A 23,042-nucleotide genomic window follows, 5' to 3' on the forward strand; every position below is an offset into this window, starting at 1 on the left:
CAAAGCTGAAGCCGAACAATTGCGTGGCGAGAACCGCACGCTCCAAGACCGACTCTTCGGCCGAAGGAGCGAAAAAGCGTCGAGCCAAGACCGGTCCAATCATCTCGACGGCGAAGACGATCCACCGCGTTCCACGCCGCCCAAGCGAGGGCAGCGGATCGATCGGCCCGGCCCAATTCGGCGGGACTACAGCCACTTGCCCGTCGTCGAGGACGTTCGCGAATTGCCCCTGGAGCAGCGAGTTTGCCCCCGCTGCGGCGCGGCCCTGTCTCCCAGCGACACCGAGGATTCCGAACAGATCGAGATCGAGGTTCGAGCCTATCGCCGACGCATCCGACGACGACGTTATCAGCGGACCTGTAACTGCGCCGATTGCGCGCGAACCGTCACCGCCCCACCCGCCCCTAAGCTGATTCCCAAGGGCTTGTTGGGCGTGTCCGTTTGGGTCGAGATCCTGCTCGACAAATTCGTTGGCCATCGGCCCACGGAGCGGTTGCTTCACCAGTGGCGGTTACTCGGCCTGGACGTGGCGGCGGGAACCGTGGCCGGCGGCCTGGAACGGCTGGAACCGTTGTTTCAGCCGCTCTATCAGGCGCTGCTGACCCGCAACGCCAAGTCCGTCGTCGCTCAGGCCGACGAAACCCGCTGGATGGTCTTTATCGTCCTCGAAGGCAAGACGGGGTATCGCTGGTGGCTGTGGGTGTTCTTGGGCACCGACACCGTGGTCTTCCGTCTCGACCCGAGCCGGAGTCACGAAGTGCCCGAGGGCCACTTCCCGGCCGACTCCCAGGTCGTGTTGATGGTCGACCGCTACTCGGCGTACAAGGCGATGGCCCAGGTGAAGCTGGGCCAGGTAACACTGGCGTTCTGCTGGGCGCACGTCCGCCGCGATTTCGTCGCTGTTGGCAAAGGCTGGCCGGAGCACAAAGAGTGGGCGTTGGGCTGGCTCCACCGGATCCGAGAGTTGTATCGTCACGACCGCTCCCGTCGCAATTCCCCAGCGGACGACCCCGCGTTCACGGTGGCCGATCGGGAACTGCGGCGGACCGTGGCGGCGATGCAGACCCAGACCGATGCGGAGTTGAGTGACCCGAAGCTGCCGACCCCCTGCCGCAAGGTGCTGACCAGCCTTCAGGAACACTGGGAAGGCCTGACCCGTTTTCTGGACGATCCGCGGATCCCGCTGGACAACAACGCCTCGGAACGTCAGGTTCGCGGCGCCGCCTTGGGTCGGAAGAATTATTACGGCTCAGGCGCGATGTGGAGCGGACGACTGGCGGCGATGCTCTTTTCCCTGTCCGCCACCTTGAAGATGGCGGAAATCAACATCCGCACTTGGTTGACTTGGTATTTGGAAAGTTGTGCGGAGAACGGCGGCCAAGTCCCGGCGGATATTGATCCGTTCTTGCCCTGGAAGATGTCCGAGGAAAAACGTCGCGAACTGGCGATTGACCCCAACGACAGTTCCTGAGCCTCGTCAAGGGTGATTATCCCCGAGTATCGAACACACTCGCTACGAGTAAAGGCTCTACTACGCCCATAAGTTTGCATAACGGGTTAGGCGAAGGTTTACTTCTCGACACCCTTCTCCCGTTTCTTCGCCTCCACTTCGAGGGTCGAAGCGATCACCTCCATGAGGGCTGCACGTGCATCGTCGTAGCCCTGATAAAGCCACGCGTTGAATTCCACGAAGATGAACTCGCGGTCCCCATCCTCGCTAGGCCGCTTCTCGAGGGACTCTCGCGTCAGCTTGATCATCGAAGATTTGCCGACGCCCCAGGCCCCAGAGACGCCGATGGAAATCGGCCGGCCATGGGCCTGAACGATGATTTCAGCAACCGTGTCCGCGACGCCGGAGAAGTTCAGGAAGTCACGAGTGGTTTCATTATCAGACCACATGCGTGCGTGACTCCTTGCGGCATCGATAGGGTTGTCGCTAGTTTGGATGTATTTCCTGCACCCAATATACATCCACACTCAGATTTTCCCATCCACTTTCCGAACTTTGGGGAACGGCCTGTCTGACTGTCTCGTAATTCTGAGCTTCTAAATAGCTCCTCACAACAGGGAAAGTATTTCAAGTAGTCTGTTGATAAACCGAGCGGCCCTCGACCTTGAATGGGTTCCGGCTGCTGAGCCAGGCGAAGGTGAGCTCCAACAACTCCTTCATGGACTTGCACTCATGATTGCGGGTGATCTGATCATGCAAGTTCCACCACACACGCTCGATCGGGTTGCAGTCCGGGCTGTACGCCGGCAGGAAGTGGAGGTCGATCCGGTCACGGTGCTCGTACAGGTACACCGCCACCTCGTTGCTGGTGTGGCACTTCGCGTTGTCGCAGATGATGTGAATCTTGCGGTAATGCCTCAGCCGGCCCCGCAGGTCGTCCAGGTGCCTCAGGAACAACGCCGAGTCCCGGCCCTGCTTCGGGGCCCCCTCGGTCAGAAACACTTGCCCGGTCCGCCAGTGGCCCTGCCCCGAAGTTTGCGCCAGACAAAGGGCGTTGTCTAGCGCTATAAATCGGCCAGGGCTAAAGTCTTTCTGAAGGCTCCACACACCATACTGCTGCCCACTTGACGGCTTCACCCGGGACGAGTTAGATGTAGCGATTCCCCGAGTCGGGCGGCATGCTACCTATAGCAAGACCGGGTTCAAACAAAACGCGTAGCAGTGATGTGGATACGAATTATCTTGACGCGCATTCGCGAGTGGAGGCGAAGATGGTCAAGAAGGCGTGGCTCGTCGGCTCAGCGGCGGCCTTGGCGACCCTATCGCTAGCCTGGGCAGCCCCGCAGGGTAACCCGGGCGGAAACCGGACTGCACAACAGTCCGCCTCCGAAAAGGACGACCTGACGTATTACCAGAACCGGGAGGAGTCGGCACCGGCGAAGGTCAAGGCGTCGCTCAAGGACCTCCGGGGGCAGACCGAGAAGGCGCAACTGACCTTCACCGTCGGGTACACCCGGGCGATGGACCGGCCGCTCGACCGGCTGGCCGGCACCCGCGAGGAGGACCCGCAGGCCGAGCAGAAGGCCGCCCAGGACCGCAAGGCGCGGTACAAGGAGTTCTCGGCCGAGACGTTCCGGGCGTGGCGGCCACGCGCGAAGGGGACGGAGCCGAAAGACAAGTCGCGCGAAGAGCTGACATCTCTCCCCCGGCGGTGGGACTGGCGGCAGCAGGGCAAAGTGACCCCGGTCCGGGACCAACGGGGTTGCGGATCAGATTGGGCCTTCAGTACGGTAGGGGCGCTGGAATCCGCCTACCTGATACGCAACGGGCAGACGATCGACGCCTCGGAGCAGCACGTCGTGAACTGCAGCGGCGCCGGGGGTTGCGAAGGCGGCTACACTAGCAAGGCGCTGGAGTACCTCACGGCGACGGGCACGGCCACCGAGGCCGACGTCCCGTACACCGCCGAGGCCAGCCCGTGCAATAAGAGCGCCCCGACCCCGTACAAGCTCCAGGCCTGGAACTGGGTCAGCCCAGCGGATCCTGCCCGGCCCACTGTTGACCAGTTGAAAGACGCCCTGTTCCGATACGGTCCCCTCAACGTCGCTGTAATCTACTCTCCTCTGATGCAAGCCTATACGACCGGCGTTTTCAACGAGCAGCAGACCGGGAGCACCAACCACACGGTGGTGCTGGTCGGCTGGGACGACGACAAGGGCGCATGGATCATGCGGAACTCGTGGGGCCCGGACTGGGGGTCGAAGTGCGACTACGGCCCCGAGCGGGGCTACATGTACATCAAGTACGGAAGCAACCGGATCGGTGCCTGGGCCCAGTGGGTGGTCGCTAAGGCATCAGATAATCTAGGCGGGCATCTCGCCGCACCGGAGGATAACGTGGTCACTCTGACCTCTGAGCAAAATGGCAAATCTGTAAATTTGGAAATCGGCCAGACGCTCACCGTCAGGCTCAAGTCCCAGCTTGGGACCGGATTTAGTTGGCAAGTTGTGAAGAACGATAAAGAGTCGCTCCAGCAGCTCGGGGAGCCGAGGACAATCCAGGGTGATGGCGCCGACGGCGGTTTGGAGCAACAGGAGTTCCGGTTCCGCGGAGTTAAGAAACAGTCTGTAGTTTTGCGACTCGATTATCGGAGGCCATTCGGACCACCGCCAGCCAATCCGAAGTCGGCCGAGTTCACAGTCAAAATCAAGTAGCTCTCGGGTGCAACCGCCCGGTGTGGCGATTATGAATGCGCACCTCACTGACTTTCCCCGAATCCGCACGAGGAGGCAAAGATGGTTAAGAAGGTGTGGCTCGTCGGCTTAGCGGTCGCCTTGGCGACCCTGTCGCTCGCGTGGGCAGCCTCGCCCGACAAGGACGATCCGGGTAAGGACCGGACGGCCGTGCAGACCGCATCCGATCAGGGGGATTTGACCTTCTACCAGGGCCGGGAGGAGTCGGCACCGGCGAAGGTCAAGGCGTCGCTCAAGGACCTCCGGGGGCAGATCGAGAAGGCGCAACTGACCTTCACCGTCGGGTACACCCGGGCGATGGACCGGCCGCTCGACCGGCTGGCCGGCACCCGCGAGGAGGACCCGCAGGCCGAGCAGAAGGCCGCCCAGGACCGCAAGGCGCGGTACAAGGAGTTCTCGGCCGAGACGTTCCGGGCGTGGCGGCCCAGCCAGCGGACCCCGGGGGCGACTGGCGACTTGACGGGCGAGGACCCGACGGCCAACGTTAAGAGAATGGACTGGCGTCAGCGGGGCAAGGTGACCGGCATCCGGGACCAGTCAACTTGCGGGAGCTGTTGGGCGTTCGGGTCCGTGGGGGTGCTGGAGTCGGGCTACCTGATCCGCCACAACCTGGCCGTCGACGCCTCTGAGCAACACGTCGTGAACTGCGTGGGGGGAGGCAACTCCTGCGCCACGGGGGGGGTCGCCAGCAAAGCCCTTGACTTCCTGCGGACGGAAGGAACGGCCACTGAAAACGATGTCAGGTACGCCGCCGAGGATGGCCCGTGTAATACGTCCGTCGCGAAACCGTACAAGCTCGAAGCCTGGGGCTATGTCAACCCGTCCGACATAGCAAACCCGAACACGGCCCAAATGAAGGACGCGCTAGCCCGGTACGGGCCCCTTCGGGTGAGCGTAATTGCCACGCCTCTGATGCAAGCCTATACGACCGGCGTTTTCAACGAGCAGCAGACCGGGAGCACCAACCACACGGTGGTGCTGGTCGGCTGGGACGACGACAAGGGCGCATGGATCATGCGGAACTCGTGGGGCCCGGACTGGGGGTCGAAGTGCGACTACGGCCCCGAGCGGGGCTACATGTACATCAAGTACGGAAGCAACCGGATCGGTGCCTGGGCCCAGTGGGTGGTCGCTAAAGCACAATAACGGAACTTGGATATGCTCGCCGATCCGCTCGACTATCTAGACGAGGGCTGCTTCGATTCGTTCAAGCTCGATCAATAGGCCCTTCGGACGACGGGGACCTCGCCACGGGGAGGGCTCCGTCGTCCGTCGTTTTAAGGGAATCCTTGCCGATCCACTTCGAGCAAATAGAAACTAGTGCCCCGTCCCGTGAAAAACGATGAGTTGCTCTTGCAACCTACTTGTCACGGATTCAAACGTGCACGACGGCTGTCACGCGATTTTTGATAAGTTCGTCGCGGGCGGAAGTCAATGAGGATCGGGGTACTCGAGCACCGGATACAGTTTCTCCAACTTGATCCGGGCATCCTCCGTCGTGAACCGCCAGCGCACTTTCGCCTCCGTCCGGTTGCGATGATCCTCCCACGATCCAACTTCCGAGCGCAAGAACTCCACTTCGTCGATACGCCGGTCGAGGCATTGACCGGCAAGGACACTCAGTTCCGACTCCGCCATGTTCAACCAACTGCCATGCTTGGGAGTGTAGTGAACCTCCAGGCGCTCCCACAATCGTCTCGCTTCCGTGGCAAGAAACGCCTCGTACAGCGCCCCACCCGTGTGGGTATTCAGGTTGTCACAGACCAAGACCAGACGCTCCGCCTGAGGATAGTGCACATCCAAGAGTTGCTTGACGCACCACGCCCATTCGACCTTGCGACGCTGCGGCGTGATCCACACGTGCCGCCAACCACGCAGCGGCTCGAAGAACATGAAGAGGTCCGCCACCCCTTTGCGCTCGTACTCGTAGTCCACGCGGCGAGGCTGGCCCGACGCCGCATCCACTGGGGGCCGTGTCTCTGCGATGAGTTGCTTGCTGGTTTCGTCCATGCAGACGACGGGTCGAAGCGGATCGTACGGACGTTTGTAGACTTGAAGAATATCCTCCATCTTCCAAACGAACTCGGCGTTGGCCTTGGGCGGAATGCACCACATCTTGACCAGCCACGGCTTCAACTCGTATTTTTGAGCGTCCGACGGATGGTCTCATGGGAGACTTTGTTGACATGGCCGAGTTCGACGAGTTGATCCGCCAGGAGACGGAGTGTCCAGCGGCACCGACCCGCCGGCGGGCTTCCACAGGCCAAGGCGATGAGGTGGGCCTCCTGGTCACCGTCAAGCATTCGTGGACGGCGCGGCACGGGTCAACGAACGAGGGCACCCTCAAGACCACCTTCGACGAACGAGCGGCGGACCCGATGGACAGTGATCGCTCCGAGGTCCAGAGCGTCGCTGATTTGCTCGTCGGACCACGCCGGACCAAGGGGACTGCAATCCGCCTTCAAGAGGATGCGTGCCCGGGTCAACTTGCGTGCCGCCCCCCTGCCTTTGGTGGCGAGCGATTCCAACGTGTTGCGTTCCTCAAGAGACAAACGCACGATGAATTTCTTGTTCATGATCGGACTCCGTCCCAGCATCCTGGTGTAACTGCCAGAATTGGACAAAAGTCCGAGGAACTTATCAATACCAGGTTGACAGGGCACTAGTCCTGCTCAGCGCCATAGCCGGGTAAGGGCGAGCCCGTGCCCAAGTGGGCATATGCCTCGCTTTTCTCGCCCGTGACCCCTTCGCCTCGCCATCATCCGAAGCATTCAGCCGAGCGAGCAACTCGCGCGCGGGTTTGTACTTCGAATCTCCCGCCGGGCGAGTTCGCTTGACCTGCCCCGCCTTCGCGACCGGTCGCGATGTTAGTGCCCCAGCCGTCTCGGCCATAGACGCCGGGCTGAGGAGCGGAGCTCCGAAGTCCGGCGTCCACGGCCGGATCGCCTCCGGCGCCGGCGGCCGGTAGCCCAAGCTGCTGTGCGGCCGCACTGTGCTGTACCGCACCCCGTACAATCAGTTACCAAGAATGCTCATTTCGCTTTCTGTCTGAAATGATGTCGTTAAATCGCCTGAAATCGCGATGTTGAGCGACCATTGCTTTATGCCCAAGGTTCTATAATTTGCATCCGCCCTTAACATGTCATCAAGTTTTACATTCCCATGAGTCGACACGGTTACGTTTTGAGGGAAACGACGCTCATGCCCTTCGTTGTCCCGCAAGATCGCGACCACGCTCACGGCAGCTTCACTAGGTCCATCATTGAAGATGTGCAGTTTAAAGTTCCCAGTGATTGCAGTGTCTTCTCCGACACGCACACCATTTGGACAATGTATTGCCGATGTGAAACTAAGTACCTGTACCATCTGCTCCTCCCAGATCTCTCAGAAGTATATGGCCTCACGTAACAGGCCTTGACAATGCCTCTGGCGAAGCCAGGCAAAATGGGTAGCCACCCTGGTTTTGTCAGGGCCTATTAGGTGTTCGAATTCGTCTCGAGGAAGGGCCAGGACTAAATGGTTCATCCGACAAGTGACCGGTCGCCGGGCACGACGGCGATCCCGAGCCGTCGACGCGGTTGATGGCGTCGGAGTCGGCCTCGCGACGCGACCCTCGTTTGCTTCAAGGGGTAACAGCATCGCGCACCGAAGCGCGATGCTGTTGACTCACCAGTATATTTTGTGGATCAGCTGAGTGGAATGATATCTCCGCCGGCAGGTGCCGAGGCGTCACCTGAACCTGCGATGCCCTTGTTTGCTAGCACCCGATACTGAGCTTGACCATTGGACGTGGAGATCGTTCCAGAGAGGGTGTAAATGAGAAGGCTTCCCGAAACAGCATAATCGTTTGCGCTGTTATTGACGTTGAAGTCAATTTCCACCTTGGACATCGTTTTGGCGATCTCGAGCATCTTGTTGACGATTGTGGTAACTTGTTCCTCTGACAAGCCCGACGACCTCATGTTCTCATGTGTTTTTTCATAGGATGCTGAACCTCCCCCAGACCAGAAAGCCCAATAACTGACGTTGGCACTTGCATGCGTCCTTTCGTAGTCTCGAACGTAGGTCTTCACTGAAGCGCTAACCATGCCCTCAATGAGCGTGTTCAAATCCTTGATATTCTGAGACGTCAATGCCGGTGTTTGAATTTTTGCCTTAATATTTCCTGATGTATGCGCAGGAACGGTGTACGCAAGTCCAGTAAACGAACCGTACCCCTGTGCAGCGACGTTGAAGGAGTCCTTGGCGGCCGGAGCCTCCCCCGTGATGTCTTCCATCCCCTGGAATGGTCGCGGAAACTGAATGACGATCCCTTGATTTGAGGTGCGGTCCGGCCGATTCTTCTGGCCAGCGTCACCCTCTTTTTGGGCGTAAGCGGGAGAACCGCCGTACGCGATGGCTCCGGCGGTGGCGAAGGCTGTTGACGCCGTAACCTTCAAGGCCCGCCTGCGGCTCAGATCATCCATCGGTTGCTCCTTAAGAACAAGGTGAATGGGGAATTGTTCGTTTGGCCCAGCCAGACGAGAGATCAGTAGAACGCTGCTGATATAGCTCGTCAATCAAATTTCCTGACCGTCACGGATTTTGGGGGGTGCGGCATCATGCTGACATGACAAGGCAAAACGGCCATGATCCACGGTACACCCGAAAGGAGGTGGATCATGACCGAATTGCTCGCGACACAGGCGTCGCGAGGGCATCGTACCCTCTGCCTGCCCATCACGGAAGAAGCCTATCGACAGATCGTTCGCGTCCCCGCCGCGTTCCGATGCACCCTGGATGACTGCTTCCGGCAATATCCCGAGTTGTTCCCGGCGAACTTCGCTCAAGGCTATCAACTGAAGGATGAGCGTGTGTCGAGCAAGCAGCGGCTTCCGATCCGCCGCATCCTCACCAGGGACGGCATTGCCTACAGTGTTCGGCCCTCGTTCCTGATGCCCTACCTCACGGCACGCACCGACGAGGTCCAAGGGCCGCTGTTCTTGCGTAAGTTCGGCGTCCCCTTCTGGGCGTTGGCCCGCGTCTTTGGCGGCAATCCCATGGCTTGGTATCGGCGGGAGTGCGCCCTCGGTCGCTTGAGCCTCGTGGGAACGACGGTCCGCCAGGCCGAGATCCCGGCCCATCTCCTGGCGGATGAGCATCACCAGACGATTGATGGGGCGAAGACGTACATCGCGACCACCGTCGCCGGCGGATGCTGCCTGGGTGCGGAACCGGCCGAGTCGGCGGGGACCGATGACCTCAAGGCCGCCTACGGCGTCTTCAAGGACGAGGCCCGTGTCCTCGCCCCCAAGTATGCCCCCAAGACTGTCAATACCGATGGCTGGTCGGGGACACAAGCGGACTGGAAGGCGCTGTTCCCGCGGGTGGTCATCCTCCTGTGCTTCTTGCATGCCTGGCTCAAGATCCGTGACCGGGCCAAGCACTTGAAGGAAACCTTCACCGAGGTCTCCCGGCGGGTCTGGGAGGCGTATCACGCGCCCGACCGCCGCTGTTTCGCACAACGACTGCGTTCGCTCCGGCGGTGGGCGATGGGGCATCTGGGGGGCATTGTGCGGGAGGCTGTCCTGAACTTGTGTAGCAAGCGTCCGAGGTACTCGCTGGCGTACCGTCACCCCGGCGGCCACCGCACCAGCAACATGCTCGATCGGCAGATGCGCGGAATGAACCGGTACTTCGATCACGGCCTACACCTGCATGGCTCGCACGAGTCGTGCCGATGGCATTGCCGGGCTTGGGCTCTGTTGTGGAACTTCACGCCCTGGCACCCAGCGACGACGCGGAAGAACCAGGGCTGGCGTTGCCCCGCCGAACGCCTCAACCAACACCGATATTCGGACTGTTGGCTGCAAAATCTGTTGATCTCCGGCTCCATGGGCGGTTACCGCTCACCACACCCCCAAAATCCGTGACGGTCAGCAAATTTCTGCTCAAAATAGACGCTCAGCCGATTAGCCGACGGGCCAATGGGGTTCCCTGCCCTCCCCGAACCGCTTCACCGCGTCTGCCATGCCCGCGACAAGGCGACGTCGAGGGCCGCGCTTCCTGGGTCATCTTCGAATGTTTCTTGCCGGACATCGCAAAGTCTCCTTCGACGATCGAGAGGGGTGGATCAGTCCAGGTGCATCGTCGGAGGCAGGTCCTCAGAAGTTAAAAGCAAAATCGAGAAGTTTTTCGCCTCCCTGTTTTTCGCCTCCCGCATGTTCCGCTGAAAATTGAACATTTGTGGAGCAGGCCGACCCTTCGCATGCGACCGTGGGAATTCTCAGTAAATTTGCAACAAGGACAATTGACAAAAATCTCTTGTGTGGAATCCGAGAATATGAATTTGGAGCCGGTTCGCTCTCCTAGTCCGGCAAACTGCATTCTCGCGGACAGGTAATTGCCCCTGAAACGGACGTACCACGTCACCGACACCCTGCCGCTGACGCCAGGAGTAAATACAGCAACAAACGGAATGAAATTTTGCCCATTTATGCTGAGTGTAGCGATATATTTAATGTTCTCATAAGTGTAATCATGCACATCGATGGTTGTTTTGAATGTTATCGTACAGTTTATACATGACATGTCGTTCATCTGTGCAGCGAATTCGAGCAGCCGTGCGTCTGGTCTCGATGGGGCCTGACCTAGTGTGTCGCCTCCGCTCGCAACACGGCCGAGCATTGCAATGCTCACAAACGTGAGCACAATATGCATTTGTATACGCGTCATTGTATGCGCCTTGCAATGCGACGAGTTGAGGTTGGTTCCCCGTAAACTATAGCCGAATGGCACTGACAGAGCCATAACCTCTTACCGGTCCGGGGCCTGTACAAGATAGGCCCTCCTCGACTTCCCGGCGGGCCTTTGCCACCCAAGCGGCCAGGGCCCGACCATAGGGCGGGTTGACGAAGACGATGCCGTGCCAGGTGACCGACAGCCCGTAGCCCTCGGCCGTCAGGTGGACCCGGGCTTTCACCCGGGTCCGCGACCGCCGCGACGCGCACGGGTCGAGGTCGAACCGGCCGAAAATCGAGTGTAGGGCCTCCAGCAAGGGCGCCGGCGTCTCCCAGGTGTCGTCCGTCGACGAATTCCCGGCGTGGGTGAAGAACGCCCGCGCCTGGCCACGCCGGGCGAGATAGGTCCCGGCCCCGAGAACCGTGAGGACTCGCTCCAGGGTCGAGAGCCGCCCCTCCCCCCGCCGCTCCAGGGCGACGACCGTCGGATGGGACACCTCGACCAGGGCCGCCAGCCCCCGCTGCGAGAGGCCGCGGCGACGGCGGAGCGTCGCCACACGCACGCCGAGCGAATCCCCGGCCGGGAGGTTCCGCCCGGCCAGCTCGAGCCCCAGGGGCTCCAACGCGGTGCGCCACGAGTCGAGGTTGCCCCGTCCGGCCTCCAGGGGCCGGATGGTGGGCAGGGAGAGGCCGGTCAGGCGGGCGAGCTCGGCTTGGGTAGTCCGGGACGCTTTTCGATGGTCGCGGAGGTCGGGCCCGAGCCCGGAATGCCAAGGAAGTTTGAGCAAATCGGCGCCTCCCTCGGGCCGGAATGCCAAGGAAGTTTAATCGCCGCGTCGCGCGATTGGGAGGGTCATGCCCTTGGTTGTCCACGGTCTGGTCCCCTGCCCCACTCTCGTCAGTCACCGGGAAATCCCGAGGAGTTGCCAGCGCTACAGGGAATTATCCCCGGCTATCCGAGGCTGGGCCGCCCTCCACGAGTGGGGGTCGATCTCGCGGTTTATGATCGCATCAAGCCTGCCGATGGCCTCATGAAGATCCTCCTTCTCCAAGCCAGTGTAGACGCCAAGGGTCAGGTTGATGTCGCTGTATCGAGCCAGGGCCACCTTGGACATGACTCCCGAGCGGGCCAGATCGGTGACGAAGGTCTTCCTCAGGGCGTGAAAGTCTGCGAACCGGCCGTTGACCTCATCGGGAATTCCCGCCGCCTTCATGTCATGTTGGACCATGACACCTCCCTCTTTGTAGAGTGACCAATTGCCTGGCCAGAGCAGGGCTGTCCTGGGTTTGCCTTCCAGCCAAGTCCTTAAGGTTAACCTCCTCCTTCCGGGACTTCGACCGGGGATCGAACCAGTCTTGGCAGCTTCGAGAGAACCTTCGGGAGGGAGCTCCGGACCCGGCGACTCGGTTTCGAGTTCATGGGGAGAACGGTGGTTTCGGGGATTGTAGGCTTCGGGCCGCATAGCTGTGCCGTCCCCTATTGTTCCCGACCACGCCGTTACTGGAACTGCTTCCTAGCAACGTTAGATAGGTGCCTCAGCCTCACGACTGGAACCGGTAGCGTTATTCCTCGTGCCGGCCATCGTTCTGCTTGAAGTGACCTCGGTTCCGGTCCGGACAGACTTCCGAATCTCACCTCTCTGGTTGGCCTGGAAGATTTCGCCGGAGTTGACCTCCAGGGCAGTGAGCCAGCCCACACGGGTAGGGTCCGTATCGATCATGACCAGGAAGCCGAGGTCCCGTACTTTGCCGTGGGGTAAGCGAGTATGACCGGCGACGACGGGCTTGCCCGAAACATGGGGGGCCGTCCGATCAGGTTGGATGGCATCCCAACGTAGGCTCTGGTCCGACTGTTTAGACATCGGCTGGTCGGGGATGTAGTTGGCGTGAACGAAGATGAACCCGTCCGTCTCGTGAAATACCCGGCAGTGTTGCTTCAAGAACCGAAAATGCTCAGGATCGATCAGTTTTTGGTCGGGGTATGATCTCCGGGTGGTGACACCTCCGCAGTCCAGCCAGTAGCGAAGGTCGTCATGGCTACGCGCGGCCTTGAAAAGCATCTCCTCGTGATTCCCCATCAAGAGGATGAGTTGGCAGCGGGCGGATAGATCGATCAGTTGCTGGACGGCCCCCCTGGTGTCGGGGCCATAGTCGATAACGTCGCCGAGGACCACGATGGTGTCGTCGGACTGGGGATTGATGGTTCCGATCAAGGTGCTCAGGGCCGTCGAACAGCCGTGGATATCCCCGATTGCGAAGAGACGATTGGGCATGGCGTCTCTGATTCTCCAGGGGGTTGGGCCATCTGATCTTGGACTGGTCGGAGTCTGATTCGTCCCCTGACCAGGGGCGGCAACGGGATCAAGCCTGCGTGACGTCCGTCACGGTGTAGCCCGGATGGGAACCTTGAGCGTTCATCCTGGCCTGAAGACTCGAAGTGGCGGAGATGAAGACGGTGAGAGGAGAGGGGCTGTGATCACCCTTGGGAGCGGAGCCGAACCGAGAGAGCCGGACACGATAATTGCGGGGCCCGTTGAGGCTGCGGTTGTCGTTTTGGCCTGCGGAGTTGTTAAACATCGTCGGTTTCCTCTGGGTTCAGGGGAGAAGCAATGAGAAGTCTAAAACTCCTCACGTTATGACTACCCGCCGCAACACGATCGCACTCGCAGTCGGAAGGGGCGGTGCTTACCGGCAAGTGCGTTCCCGTGTTGAATTCAGCGAGTCGAGAGGATTGTCCCTGAATCAGAAGACACCAGTGGGTCAGCCTGATTGATGCCGTCGAAAGAGGAAATTGCCGCGGTGATGGATCCGAGAAGCTACGGGGTCGGGCTCCAAGAGTTGAGGCTAGACGGGATTGATCAGCGACAATTAAAATTCCCGCCCGCATTGACTCACAGTTTCTGTCACCGAAAATAGCCTGTTGCCTCACCAGAATGTTACCAGCCTCTGGAGGTGCAGGATGGGCACCAAACTTAGCAAGCAGACCAGGCTCGAACTCCTCGAAGCGCTACGGGAACGCTATCGAAATGCATCAAAGATCGAGAAAACCCGGATTCTCGATGAATTCATCGACATCGCCGCCTTTCACCGCAAGCATGCGATCCGCCTCCTCAAGGGAATCGGTCCCCTCATGCCCGATCCACCCCGACTCGGCCGGACGATCTATTCCGAGGCAGTCCGCGAAGCCCTCGTCGTCCTCTGGGAGGCTGCGGATCGGATCTGTGGCAAACGCCTCAAAGCGATCCTCCCCAGTCTGATCTCAGCCATGGAGCGGCACGGCCATCTGACGCTCGACGCGAAGGTCCGTCAACTCCTTCTCGCAGCCAGTCCCGCGACCATCGATCGGTTGCTGGCGCCGATCCGGGGCACGGCAGGCCACCGCAGGAAGCGGAAGCCGACGACGAAATCCGGCCGGGAGATCCCCGTGCGGACGTTCGCGGATTGGAAGGAGCCGGCCCCTGGATTCCTGGAGATCGACTTCGTTGCCCACGGCGGCGACTCGATGCAGGGGACGTTTCTGTGGAGCCTGGTGGCAACCGATGTGTGTTCGGGCTGGACCGAAGCCGTCGCACTGGTGGCTCGGGAGCAGTCTTTGGTCGTCGAGGGACTCGAAGTCATCCGCCGCCACTTGCCGGTATCGGTCCTCGGGATCGACTCGGACAACGACAGCGCTTTTATCAACGAGACACTCCAGGGCTACTGTAAGGAGCAGAAGATCGAGTTCACGCGGTCGCGACCTTACCAGAAGAATGACCAGGCCTGGATCGAGCAGAAGAACGGCACGGTGATCCGACGATTCGTGGGCTACCGCCGGTTCTCCGGCCTGATCGCCGGTCAGTGCCTGGCACGTCTCTACGGAATGGTCCGCTTGTATGTGAATTATTTCCAGCCGTCGTTCAAGCTCCTCTCCAAGACGCGGGACGGGGCCAAGATCAAGAAGCGGTATCACAAGCCGGCGACACCTTGCGAACGCCTCCTGGCTCATGCCTCGGTCTCCGACGCGGCCAGGGAAGCGCTCCGAGCGGAACTCGCCCCGCTCGATCCAGCGGCCCTCCTGCATCAGATCCGGGAGGGGCAAGCCGCTCTTGCCGCGCTCGGTTCGGGTGACCTTAGTCGCGGCCCGGAACGGCAGAGCCTGGAGGAGTTCCTCGCCCAGCTCCCGGAGTTGTGGCGTGAGGGGGAAGTCCGTCCGACTCATCGCAATGAATCCTCATCATCGCACACTTGGCGGACCCGGAAGGACCCGTTCGAGGAGGTCTGGCCGGAGATCCTCTTGTGGCTCCAACACGATCCCGATTCGACGGCTAAGTCCTTGATGGATCGGTTGCAGCGAGTTTACCCCGGCCGGTTCCCAGACGGGCTGCTGCGGACCTTACAACGCCGCGTCCGGGAGTGGCGTCATGTGATGGCAAGATCGCTTGTTCATGGCATCCGGCATGGGAATGGAGCCGATGAGGAGCCGCTCGTCGTCGGTGAGAGTGCGTCGGATTCGACGCGGGAGAATGGCACCAAACCCGTCAAACTGAGAAGGAGCGAACCCGAATCGTGACAAGCCTGATCGGAGTCCAGGAGGGCTATAGTCCACGGGCGAGTCAAATCCATGTTCATTAGAATTTTTGATGAAACCGGGGTTGGGAGAGAAGGTGGTGAACGTTTGGTCCAAGGAACTGGTTTTGCCGCTTTCGTGCCAATCCCGAAGGAAAGACAGGGCGGCATCGTGCCGCCCCTCCTTCGGTCTTGGCCCCTGGGTCGGCGCTCGGGCCGTGTCGCCACGGAGCCCTATCCTCCGCCCAGGCCATCCTCCATCGTAGCGCCGTCTACCCCCTCGAGCAACGACCTCTCGGCGATCAGACGGCAGCCTGAACTCACGCGCGGGTGGCTCTCCTCCTTTCTCACGCCGCATCCAACTTGCGGTCCCGCTCCTCGAAGATCGTTCTGGCAAGTGTCGGACGAAGTCGATGATGGAGTCACGGGTGTCATGGGGAACCCAGGTACTGGCCAGAGCCCACCCCTCCCACCACCAAACAAAAATTGGCATTTATGCATGTTTTGTATTAATTCGGTGATAACTTCGTTCTTGCGTTGGAGCTTGTCGCGGAGTGCGGCGATGCTGGGTCTCAAAGTCTGTCCCGGAAGGTGAATCCAGAGATCAGAGATGGGGACGCGGTCGATCAGATGACGCCTGAGAATGGCGACCTTCTCGACACGTGTATAATCGCTCGAAGTTCTGTCAACGCTGAGTTGAGAATGAAACGGCTCTGGACCACTGGTAGCATACTTGACTGAGGCAACACGGCAGGGAATTTTAATTGTCGCCAATCACGGGATCATTTCCGTTCAGGTCAAGGGCTGTTCGGAGATGCTCGAGTAGCATTCCTCGGAGTTCTGGTGGACGGACGACCCGAGCCCTCCCTGACCATCCCAGAACCCAGTGCACGACCTCGTTCAGGCCGTCGACCTGAAAACCGAGCGTGACGCTGCCGTCCTTGTGTCGGTCTATCTTCTGGGTGTGATGCCAGGTTGTCTCGGTGACCAGGTCGGCGGCCTCTTTGGAGAACCTGACCTCGACCACGTAGCTTTGGTCTCCCCGATAGACACCCCAGGCATCGCCGAAATAGACCTTCAGATTGAAGTTGTCGGGGACCACCGAAGGGGCGTCGAGGGGTCGCAAGGTCTTGAATCGAGGGACCCGGTAGGTTTGTGGCTGGTCGGAACCTTCGGGGCGGGCGATGAGATACCAGGATTGCTTGACCAGGCAGAGTCGGTAGGGGTGGAGCTCAAGTCGCTTCGGTTTGGGCTCATACGGGGTGGCGTAGGAGCCGGTGAGCCGTTGCCTCTTGATGAGGGCCCACTGGATGGTCTTGATCGTCTCGTGGTGGCGGCTGTGGTCGGCAAGCTTGAGGTCGAAAACGGAGGTCACCCTCTCGACCTCGGCGAGCAAGGTGGCCGCTTTCTCTCGTGACGAAACCTGGAGTTTACGGGTGGTTGGTCCGGCCCCACTGGTCACGTCCAGACCCGGTGCGGAAGTGAGCGTGGCAGCCGTGGCCTGGCCGACCAGTTCGTCATCGCTGAGATTCACACTGGGGAAGTGGAAGCCCGGTCGTACCCGAAGACATTGGTCCTCCCGGTCGTGATAATAGGGAACCCCAGCCATCTCCAAGACGGCGAGATCACGGAAGATGGTACGTTCCGAGCACTCCAACTCGAGGGCTATCTCCTTGATCGTGGATCGGCCCCGCCCCTGGATGAGTTCCAGGACTCGTAGGACCCGGGCGAAGCGAGCCGCTTGACGCAGGCGACGGTCAGAATCTGACCGTCGGGGACGGTCGTCTTTAGGCATGAGAGAGTTCCTGAGGCTGAATCTTGTAAAGTTCTCTTCATGTTCAAGCATCGTCGCCAGTGGTCCACAGGATCCTGGCGACGGTCTGGGGCATCGCTTGGGCTTAGTTTTCCTACGATCGCGTCGACGGAAGGGAAGGTTGTTACTGACCCTTCTGCAGCTTGACGACCTCCTCCGTCTTGGTCCTGGCCTTGGACCAGATGAGTTCGACGGAATCGTTTGGGATCGTCTTCCATCCGTCCGATTCTGTGACAGGAAGCTGGTAATGGGTGGCGTAGTCGTCGATCCCGGTGCTTCCTTCGGGGTAGAGGTTCAGGAGAATCCCATGGATTGTTGCGATTTTGAAGTCCGTGAACTGGCCGATTGATCCCACGGAACCAGCGGCCACTTTCATCTTGGATTGCTCCTGGGCCAGGTCGACCATGGCGGGGATTTGGAGCTTCACGTCCCAGATGGCTGCCGCGTCCTTGTAAATCTGCAAAGCCTCGGAGTAGCCCTGGATCACTCGTTGTTCCCGATCAGAATCCACCTTGTCCTTGGCCAAGGAGACCTCCGTGGCGAACTTTCCCAGAAGCTCTCCGAATCGTTGACGGTTCATCCCGACATCCTGAGCAGACTGGAGCTCCGTCGCGGTCCTGTTGACCGGCTCGAAGACCTCGGGCCGGAAGGTGGGTTTAGGGGGCTCCGACGCGGGTTTGTCGGAACAACCGGCCGAGATGACCGCTACGAGCATCAGGGGTATTATTCTAGTTGAGTTCATGGGTATGCCTCTTTAGACAAAGTTGGAGTCAGGACTTGCGGGGGGCGTCGAGGGGGCTGTGGAAGGGGACGTCGTATCCAGATTGAGGGAGATGCCGAGGGCTAGCTGCACGGCCTGGGGATCGTCCCCCATCATCCGTTCGTGCTCGGTGTAACACAGTGTCGGGCTGATGAGCCGAAATCGTTCCTTGACCTGTTCGAGCCAGTCGGAGACCGGTGCATCATCGCCGTGAATGATGAGATAACCCGACTTCGGGTGAGTGATCCGGCCCCGGGAGAGTCCCGTGTGGTGATCTCGGAGTCGAGACCTGAGCACCTTGGGCTCATTGCCCCACGTCGTCGCCAGGAAGTCGAGGACGGTCGGCCAGAACTGTCGATGAGACACCCCGTCCCAGACACCAAGGTCGTGACAAGTCACGAGATCCCAAGTGATGCCGTCGGGTCGGGGTTTGGGAAGCCAGTAGTAAGCCCCGGTGAGTGAGAGGTCCGGGAGGGGCCTTCGCGGACGGGGCTGGGCTGAATCCGAAGGGCGTGAATTCAAAAGTATCGCTCCATAAGATAATCTACGTAGGCTCCGTGGGTGTCCCCGTGCGTGAGGGCCAGGGAATGGATCAGGTCGGGGTAGGCGATGGCACGAAACTTGACCCTGGGGCGGCAAGCATTGGTGGAGAGCTGGAATCGCCTGATCTCGTCCTCGTGGATGGCGGCATCGGGCCCGGGGGCCGGATACCAGAGGTACACCAGCTCGAAGTTCGGAGTTCCATGGAACCCGGCGTTGACACCAAGTATGTGCTTGATGAGCTGGGCGACCTTCAATCGCTGGAAGAGGATTTCGCCCTGGTGGATCTGATTGGCCAATTCCTGGAGAGGCTCGAGACCCTCCCACATCGCCGCGTTCTCGGGAGCCAGGTAGCGGTCTGCGAATGGACCTTGATCCTGGGTGTAGAGTTCCGCAAACTTCGATTCGATCGCAATCGCCTTGGTGACCCCGGGTTCAGCTTGATCTCGGTATCTGATCACCACGTCGAGATGGGGTGGGACAGTCTGAGCTTTGGGTGAGACCGGCCAGTTGATGGGGTAACGTGCTTCAAAGCGGACGTCCTGGACCGTGAAGTTGACGAGGGCCGGACAAATCGCCGAGATGATCGGTGCGTAGTCCTGGTAGAGCCGCCAGTAGTTGAAGACGTTGGCGACCAGGGCCGAGCTGGAATGGACGGCTTTCATGTTCCGGTTGAGTTCGTCTCCGGCCCCGGCCTGATATTCCAGGATGGCCTCTGCCGTGAGAGGCAGAAAGAGATTGTCGTTCAAGGAGGCCGCATAACCGGCTTCATCGATCGTGATGCCGTGGCGACGGGCCCAAGAATATTGACGTTCCGCGATGTACTTGGACGGGTGCATGAGTCTCGTCTTCCTCGTAATTTGAGGGGATTTGACGAGATCATAGGTCTGTCTGATGACACCAGTAGGTCAGCCCTGAACCGGGATGTCCGGAGTTTTTTGGGAATCTTCCTCTCGCTCACCCCGAGCATGGTCCTGACATTCCATCAATGGCCTTGGAGAGACGATCCAGGGCGAGGACCACCCCCTCGGCTTCGGTCAGTAACCGTTGGGCCGCCTCTTTGGCGAGTTCCGCAATGGACCGAGCGTCGTCGCCGGTTGAAGGGGCTTGGACTTCGTCCTTCCGTTTGGGCTGGAGGTGCGGGAAGAGTCCCTTGTAGCCTTCTCGAATCCGGTAGCTCTGGTTGAGGTCGTCGAAGTACCAGGGAACCCCAGCCGCCGACAAGGTTTGCAAGTCCCGGTAAACAGTCCGCTGGGAACATTCGAGTTCCGCGGCAATGCTCTCCGCGGTCCAGGGACCCGGACTCTGGATGAGTTGAAGGACACGAAGGACCCGTGCCAACCGATCGGTTTGGCGAACCCTCCGTTCGGCGTCTGTCCGTTTCTTGGCCATCTGATTGAGTGGTCCCCAAGGTGGCGGAAATCGGAGTTCCGCCAACTTGCAGGGGATGCTAGCCGATGGCTCTGCCAGCCCAGGGTCAGTTGACTGACAGGGTTTTTCGGGAGGGGTCGGGATTCCGGGCTCCGTCGAGCTCAATCGGGACCGATGGCTGGAACCCCGGAAGAGTCACGGTCGTCGCTGATGCAATCGGGTCCGGTCTCGATCTGCTGGGGAGATTGACCTGTTTGAATTCGAGGTAGTCGGTGAGATCCTCGACCACATGACGTTCAGCACGGGTCATCCATCGCGACTGTCGGCGGAGGAGGCTGATGATCTCTCTGTACCCGAGTTGGCCCACGAATGGGTTTCGGGGTAACCCGACCAGCCGGTCAAAGTGGGGGATCGCCGTTTGGAGGTGTCGAGGATCGCGGTAGCGATCCACAAGGGGATGGCCCGTTTGAGGAGAGAGAACCAGGACCACGAAGTCACGGGGGGATTGGGCGAAGAGTTGATCGTCTGAGTCGAGGTAGCCTGCTTGATGCAGACCGACGCGGATATTACGGATCAACTGGTCACTGGGATAGCCGTTCTGACCGTCGTCACCCGAGACGTGGGTGGAGAGAGCCGCACCGTATTTCGCTTCGATGAAGACCGTGGTCGGCGGATTCTCCCAGGTCAGGACGGCATCAACCTGCGTGGAACCCTCGTCCCAGGGGAGAAGCTCCTTCGGATAGCAGGGCTGATTCTGCCAGAGCTGAATCTTGAACCGTCGAAAGACCTGGCGTCGAAACCGAGCTGTCCCGAGGGCCTCATTCAAGAAGTCGGGGAGCCACCAGCGGGCGTTCAAGTAGCTCAGGGCTTGGAAGATGTGCCCAGTGATCACGTCCTCGGACGTAGTTCGAACGATGAGGGGGCATCGGATCTCACCGGCCTTGGCGTGCGAACAGAGATTCCCTGCTTTGCCCTGAAGTTCCGTCAACATCCGACCACCTCCTTGACTCCAGGGTGGATGTTCACTTCTTGGCGTCTGTTTCCCGTCCATTCGCGGCAAGGGCGGTAAAAAGCACAGCCAGAGCAATTGAGAGGTGACTCCACCGGGTAGAAAACTCCGGCTTCGACTCCCGTTTCCACGGCTCCAATCAGATCCCCGAGTCGTTGATAGTCCGTCGAAGTTCGGATGGCCTGGATCTTCTGAACTTTCGGCGACCTGGTCTTCACCAGGACCGTGAATTCGACGGCTGGTTCTTCTCCGGTCATTTCGTAGAGGGCGTTGGCGTAGAACGTGGGCTGAAGGGACGTGGCAACCTCGGATTCCGAGTAGGACCGACCCGAGGTCTTGAGTTCGCCAACCTGAAGCGAGTTGTCGTCCTGACGGGTGATCAGGTCCGCCACGACCAGGATGGGTTTTTCGAGGTAGTCTCCCCGAGAATTTGCGATCGGGGCCAGCATTGGTTTCTCAATGGCCACGATGTTCGTCGGGGGCGGTTCTTTGAGGTAAACCTCCACCAAGGCCACTCCGAGACTGCGAGTGTCCTCCCGGGACTTGTCACCCGAGTGAACGACCTGCCCTCGAGCCTCCTGTTCGTCCCAGGCGGCGAGATAGGCCGCCTGGATTTGCTGAGCTTGAACGGGATCGCCGGATTGGATCGTTCGGTGATAATGGGCCAGGGCTGAGTGGAGGGCCGACCCAAGGACCTGGGCGTCGGACAACGTCTTCCGAGGGAGTTTCTGGACCCGCTCGAAGTGATATTGGAGTGGACATTTGAGATACTGACTAACCGAGGAATAGGACCAGTGAGGCCTCGTCGTCTTGATCATGATTGCCTCCGGAAATGAGAACGGGGCGACGGGTTGGTCGTCCCCGTGCCCCTTGAGATGGAAGGGTCCGACTTCCGATCAATGACGGTTGCGGTCGTTGACGGCCCCATTTCCACTGAGTTGGTCGATGATCCGTCCTGCCTCGGCCTTGGTCAGGTCGTAGGACGAGCAGCGTCGACCGATGGCATCCTCGATGAAGAGTTCGAGCTTGGTGCCGAATAGTTTTTCCCGCTTGGCCAGGGTGGTGAGGTACTGGACCTGCTTGTTACTCGCCGGTTCCCCACGCTGGGGACTTCCGTTGCGGTGGCCGTTGGATGACGGGTTCTCGTCGGAGTCGTTCTGGTGGCGACCGTTGGACTTGCCGTTGTTCCCGTGGTCAGGCTGGGCGTCGGCATCCCGACGGGCGAAGGCGTCGATCTCCCGGGACTCGGAGATCTGGCGATCCAGGGCCTCTTCCGCCAGGTTGTAGAGCTCCTTGATCCGCTCGATCACGGACTCAGGGTCGTCGATAGTGGCATGAATCTCCCCCTCCAGGTTCAGCGTAAATCCTCGGGAGTTGTAGTCTTTGGACATCTTGCGACTGATCCCGACGTTGGCACGGAGCATGGTAGGTCCTCTCTGGGTATCCATCTGAGCCAATCTCGGCGTCCTCCGTACCCACGAGGCGTGCAGCTTACTCCGAGCCGACAGACCGGCGAAGTGGTCAACGCGAACCGGCTTCCCGTGATGGATCTTCAGGGATGCCTCGTTGTATGCCCTACCCGACGAGTGCAAGCTATAAGGCCAAATTCTATATGGACCTTCCAAAAACGTTCTAAGCTACTAAAAGCAAAGTCTGGGCTGATACACCGGGGGACCGTCATGTTCAGGTCGAAGCTGAAGGCGTTGAAGGTCAGCAAGGGTGTCTCGTGGGCTGAAATCTCTCAGAAGACGGGGATATCCCCGGGGACGTTGAGCCGTCTCTCCGCCGACAAGAGCTGGACGACCAACACGAGACACCTCGAGGCCCTCTGCCGGTATTTCCGCTGCAAGCTTGACGACCTACTGGAGTTTCACCCTAGGATCGGGAACGAGCCATCCGTCCATATCGACGATCTCTATCCCTCCGGTCGCAGGAGGACCACCCGCCCCGTTGCCGCCCAAGTTGGGGGGACAAACGAGCGGACCCCACGGTCTACGGCCCCTACTCGCCGACGTCGACGGCCGTCGTCCTGAACGGCACATCCGGTCCCTCCAGTTGGGGTGTGAAGACAGGGAACGTAGG

20 protein-coding genes and 3 pseudogenes are annotated in these 23,042 nt (G+C 60.0%); 6 read left to right on the top strand and 17 right to left on the bottom strand.

Annotated elements, in window-relative coordinates:
- Positions 1-19: 19 nt before the first annotated feature.
- Positions 20-1,471: an IS66 family transposase gene (gene tnpC, locus BUS42_RS35555; protein WP_074315123.1), complete on the top strand. Its 1,452-nt coding sequence runs from the start codon at positions 20-22 to the stop codon at positions 1,469-1,471.
- A gap of 101 nt (positions 1,472-1,572) precedes the next feature.
- On the opposite strand, the pseudogene BUS42_RS35560 reads toward tnpC, so the two are convergent.
- A pseudogene (locus BUS42_RS35560) lies at positions 1,573-1,899 on the bottom strand (P-loop NTPase fold protein); the annotation flags it as partial.
- A gap of 178 nt (positions 1,900-2,077) precedes the next feature.
- Positions 2,078-2,452 (bottom strand): transposase, encoded by a 375-nt coding sequence (locus BUS42_RS35565; protein WP_074315754.1) that lies wholly within the window; start codon positions 2,450-2,452, stop codon positions 2,078-2,080.
- A gap of 269 nt (positions 2,453-2,721) precedes the next feature.
- On the opposite strand from BUS42_RS35565, the gene BUS42_RS35570 reads away from it, so the two are divergent.
- The gene (locus tag BUS42_RS35570) at positions 2,722-4,164 is read left to right on the top strand and encodes a C1 family peptidase (RefSeq protein WP_074315125.1); all 1,443 of its coding nucleotides are present in this window, start codon (positions 2,722-2,724) and stop codon (positions 4,162-4,164) included.
- Between the two features lie 81 nt (positions 4,165-4,245).
- Positions 4,246-5,349, top strand: a complete 1,104-nt coding sequence (locus BUS42_RS35575; RefSeq protein ID WP_074315127.1) for a C1 family peptidase — start codon at positions 4,246-4,248, stop codon at positions 5,347-5,349.
- Positions 5,350-5,634: 285 nt separating this feature from the next.
- On the opposite strand, the pseudogene BUS42_RS42255 reads toward BUS42_RS35575, so the two are convergent.
- The 4 genes and pseudogenes from BUS42_RS42255 to BUS42_RS35600 all read right to left on the bottom strand — a co-directional run bounded on the left by BUS42_RS42255 (position 5,635) and on the right by BUS42_RS35600 (position 8,669).
- Positions 5,635-6,779 (bottom strand): annotated as a pseudogene (locus BUS42_RS42255) (IS630 family transposase).
- 328 nt (positions 6,780-7,107) lie between these two features.
- Positions 7,108-7,203 (bottom strand): annotated as a pseudogene (locus tag BUS42_RS46785) (integrase catalytic subunit); the annotation flags it as partial.
- A 15-nt stretch (positions 7,204-7,218) separates the two neighbouring features.
- Positions 7,219-7,569, bottom strand: a complete 351-nt coding sequence (locus BUS42_RS43255; RefSeq protein ID WP_143206619.1) for a hypothetical protein — start codon at positions 7,567-7,569, stop codon at positions 7,219-7,221.
- Positions 7,570-7,889: 320 nt separating this feature from the next.
- Entirely contained in the window at positions 7,890-8,669 is a 780-nt protein-coding gene (locus BUS42_RS35600) for a hypothetical protein (RefSeq protein ID WP_074315132.1), read from the bottom strand.
- A 195-nt stretch (positions 8,670-8,864) separates the two neighbouring features.
- Between BUS42_RS35600 and BUS42_RS45695 the strand changes: the two genes are divergently transcribed.
- A complete protein-coding gene (locus tag BUS42_RS45695) occupies positions 8,865-10,115 on the top strand; it encodes a hypothetical protein (RefSeq protein WP_254054004.1) in 1,251 nt (416 codons plus the stop codon).
- Positions 10,116-10,963: 848 nt separating this feature from the next.
- Here the strand turns inward: BUS42_RS45695 and BUS42_RS35620 are convergent.
- From BUS42_RS35620 to BUS42_RS35630, 3 genes are all read right to left on the bottom strand, one after another.
- Entirely contained in the window at positions 10,964-11,710 is a 747-nt protein-coding gene (locus tag BUS42_RS35620) for a DNA N-6-adenine-methyltransferase (protein WP_159452336.1), read from the bottom strand.
- Between the two features lie 144 nt (positions 11,711-11,854).
- Complete coding sequence (locus BUS42_RS35625) at positions 11,855-12,151, bottom strand: hypothetical protein (RefSeq protein ID WP_074315135.1); 297 nt, start codon at positions 12,149-12,151, stop codon at positions 11,855-11,857.
- A 294-nt stretch (positions 12,152-12,445) separates the two neighbouring features.
- Positions 12,446-13,195, bottom strand: a complete 750-nt coding sequence (locus BUS42_RS35630; protein ID WP_074315137.1) for a metallophosphoesterase — start codon at positions 13,193-13,195, stop codon at positions 12,446-12,448.
- A gap of 686 nt (positions 13,196-13,881) precedes the next feature.
- Between BUS42_RS35630 and BUS42_RS35640 the strand changes: the two genes are divergently transcribed.
- The gene (locus BUS42_RS35640) at positions 13,882-15,471 is read left to right on the top strand and encodes an ISNCY family transposase (protein WP_074315142.1); all 1,590 of its coding nucleotides are present in this window, start codon (positions 13,882-13,884) and stop codon (positions 15,469-15,471) included.
- A 756-nt stretch (positions 15,472-16,227) separates the two neighbouring features.
- Here BUS42_RS35640 and BUS42_RS35645 read toward each other — a convergent pair.
- The 8 genes from BUS42_RS35645 to BUS42_RS35680 all read right to left on the bottom strand — a co-directional run bounded on the left by BUS42_RS35645 (position 16,228) and on the right by BUS42_RS35680 (position 22,384).
- Complete coding sequence (locus tag BUS42_RS35645; RefSeq protein WP_074315143.1) at positions 16,228-17,262, bottom strand: helix-turn-helix transcriptional regulator; 1,035 nt, start codon at positions 17,260-17,262, stop codon at positions 16,228-16,230.
- A gap of 142 nt (positions 17,263-17,404) precedes the next feature.
- A complete protein-coding gene (locus BUS42_RS35650; protein ID WP_143206621.1) occupies positions 17,405-17,860 on the bottom strand; it encodes a hypothetical protein in 456 nt (151 codons plus the stop codon).
- Between the two features lie 174 nt (positions 17,861-18,034).
- Complete coding sequence (locus tag BUS42_RS35655) at positions 18,035-18,406, bottom strand: hypothetical protein (protein WP_143206622.1); 372 nt, start codon at positions 18,404-18,406, stop codon at positions 18,035-18,037.
- 152 nt (positions 18,407-18,558) lie between these two features.
- On the bottom strand, positions 18,559-19,419 hold the full coding sequence (locus BUS42_RS35660; RefSeq protein WP_074315152.1) for a PGN_0703 family putative restriction endonuclease: 861 nt from the start codon (positions 19,417-19,419) through the stop codon (positions 18,559-18,561).
- Positions 19,420-19,537: 118 nt separating this feature from the next.
- A complete protein-coding gene (locus tag BUS42_RS35665) occupies positions 19,538-19,972 on the bottom strand; it encodes a helix-turn-helix transcriptional regulator (protein ID WP_074315154.1) in 435 nt (144 codons plus the stop codon).
- A gap of 85 nt (positions 19,973-20,057) precedes the next feature.
- The gene (locus BUS42_RS35670; RefSeq protein WP_074315156.1) at positions 20,058-20,942 is read right to left on the bottom strand and encodes a hypothetical protein; all 885 of its coding nucleotides are present in this window, start codon (positions 20,940-20,942) and stop codon (positions 20,058-20,060) included.
- Positions 20,936-21,778, bottom strand: coding sequence for a RecB family exonuclease (locus BUS42_RS35675; RefSeq protein WP_074315159.1), 843 nt, complete (start codon positions 21,776-21,778; stop codon positions 20,936-20,938). The genes BUS42_RS35670 and BUS42_RS35675 overlap by 7 nt, the downstream gene beginning before the upstream one ends.
- Positions 21,779-21,856: 78 nt before the next feature.
- Positions 21,857-22,384 (bottom strand): hypothetical protein, encoded by a 528-nt coding sequence (locus BUS42_RS35680; RefSeq protein ID WP_074315162.1) that lies wholly within the window; start codon positions 22,382-22,384, stop codon positions 21,857-21,859.
- 255 nt (positions 22,385-22,639) lie between these two features.
- Here BUS42_RS35680 and BUS42_RS46790 point away from each other — a divergent pair, with 255 nt between their 5' ends.
- A complete protein-coding gene (locus BUS42_RS46790) occupies positions 22,640-22,993 on the top strand; it encodes a helix-turn-helix domain-containing protein (RefSeq protein ID WP_074315165.1) in 354 nt (117 codons plus the stop codon).
- Positions 22,994-23,042: the final 49 nt, after the last annotated feature.

Source organism: Singulisphaera sp. GP187 (assembly GCF_900129635.1).
In the GTDB taxonomy this organism is placed as follows: domain Bacteria; phylum Planctomycetota; class Planctomycetia; order Isosphaerales; family Isosphaeraceae; genus Singulisphaera.

Coding starts and splice junctions, on each gene's coding strand:
- BUS42_RS35570 (WP_074315125.1), top strand. CDS start 2,722: ATGGTCAAGAAGGCGTGGCTCGTCGGCTCAGCGGCGGCCTTGGCGACC.
- BUS42_RS35575 (WP_074315127.1), top strand. CDS start 4,246: ATGGTTAAGAAGGTGTGGCTCGTCGGCTTAGCGGTCGCCTTGGCGACC.
- BUS42_RS43255 (WP_143206619.1), bottom strand. CDS start 7,569: ATGGTACAGGTACTTAGTTTCACATCGGCAATACATTGTCCAAATGGT.
- BUS42_RS35600 (WP_074315132.1), bottom strand. CDS start 8,669: ATGGATGATCTGAGCCGCAGGCGGGCCTTGAAGGTTACGGCGTCAACA.
- BUS42_RS45695 (WP_254054004.1), top strand. CDS start 8,865: ATGACCGAATTGCTCGCGACACAGGCGTCGCGAGGGCATCGTACCCTC.
- BUS42_RS35625 (WP_074315135.1), bottom strand. CDS start 12,151: ATGGTCCAACATGACATGAAGGCGGCGGGAATTCCCGATGAGGTCAAC.
- BUS42_RS35630 (WP_074315137.1), bottom strand. CDS start 13,195: ATGCCCAATCGTCTCTTCGCAATCGGGGATATCCACGGCTGTTCGACG.
- BUS42_RS35640 (WP_074315142.1), top strand. CDS start 13,882: ATGGGCACCAAACTTAGCAAGCAGACCAGGCTCGAACTCCTCGAAGCG.
- BUS42_RS35645 (WP_074315143.1), bottom strand. CDS start 17,262: ATGCCTAAAGACGACCGTCCCCGACGGTCAGATTCTGACCGTCGCCTG.
- BUS42_RS35650 (WP_143206621.1), bottom strand. CDS start 17,860: ATGAACCGTCAACGATTCGGAGAGCTTCTGGGAAAGTTCGCCACGGAG.
- BUS42_RS35660 (WP_074315152.1), bottom strand. CDS start 19,419: ATGCACCCGTCCAAGTACATCGCGGAACGTCAATATTCTTGGGCCCGT.
- BUS42_RS35665 (WP_074315154.1), bottom strand. CDS start 19,972: ATGGCCAAGAAACGGACAGACGCCGAACGGAGGGTTCGCCAAACCGAT.
- BUS42_RS35670 (WP_074315156.1), bottom strand. CDS start 20,942: ATGTTGACGGAACTTCAGGGCAAAGCAGGGAATCTCTGTTCGCACGCC.
- BUS42_RS35675 (WP_074315159.1), bottom strand. CDS start 21,778: ATGATCAAGACGACGAGGCCTCACTGGTCCTATTCCTCGGTTAGTCAG.
- BUS42_RS35680 (WP_074315162.1), bottom strand. CDS start 22,384: ATGCTCCGTGCCAACGTCGGGATCAGTCGCAAGATGTCCAAAGACTAC.
- BUS42_RS46790 (WP_074315165.1), top strand. CDS start 22,640: ATGTTCAGGTCGAAGCTGAAGGCGTTGAAGGTCAGCAAGGGTGTCTCG.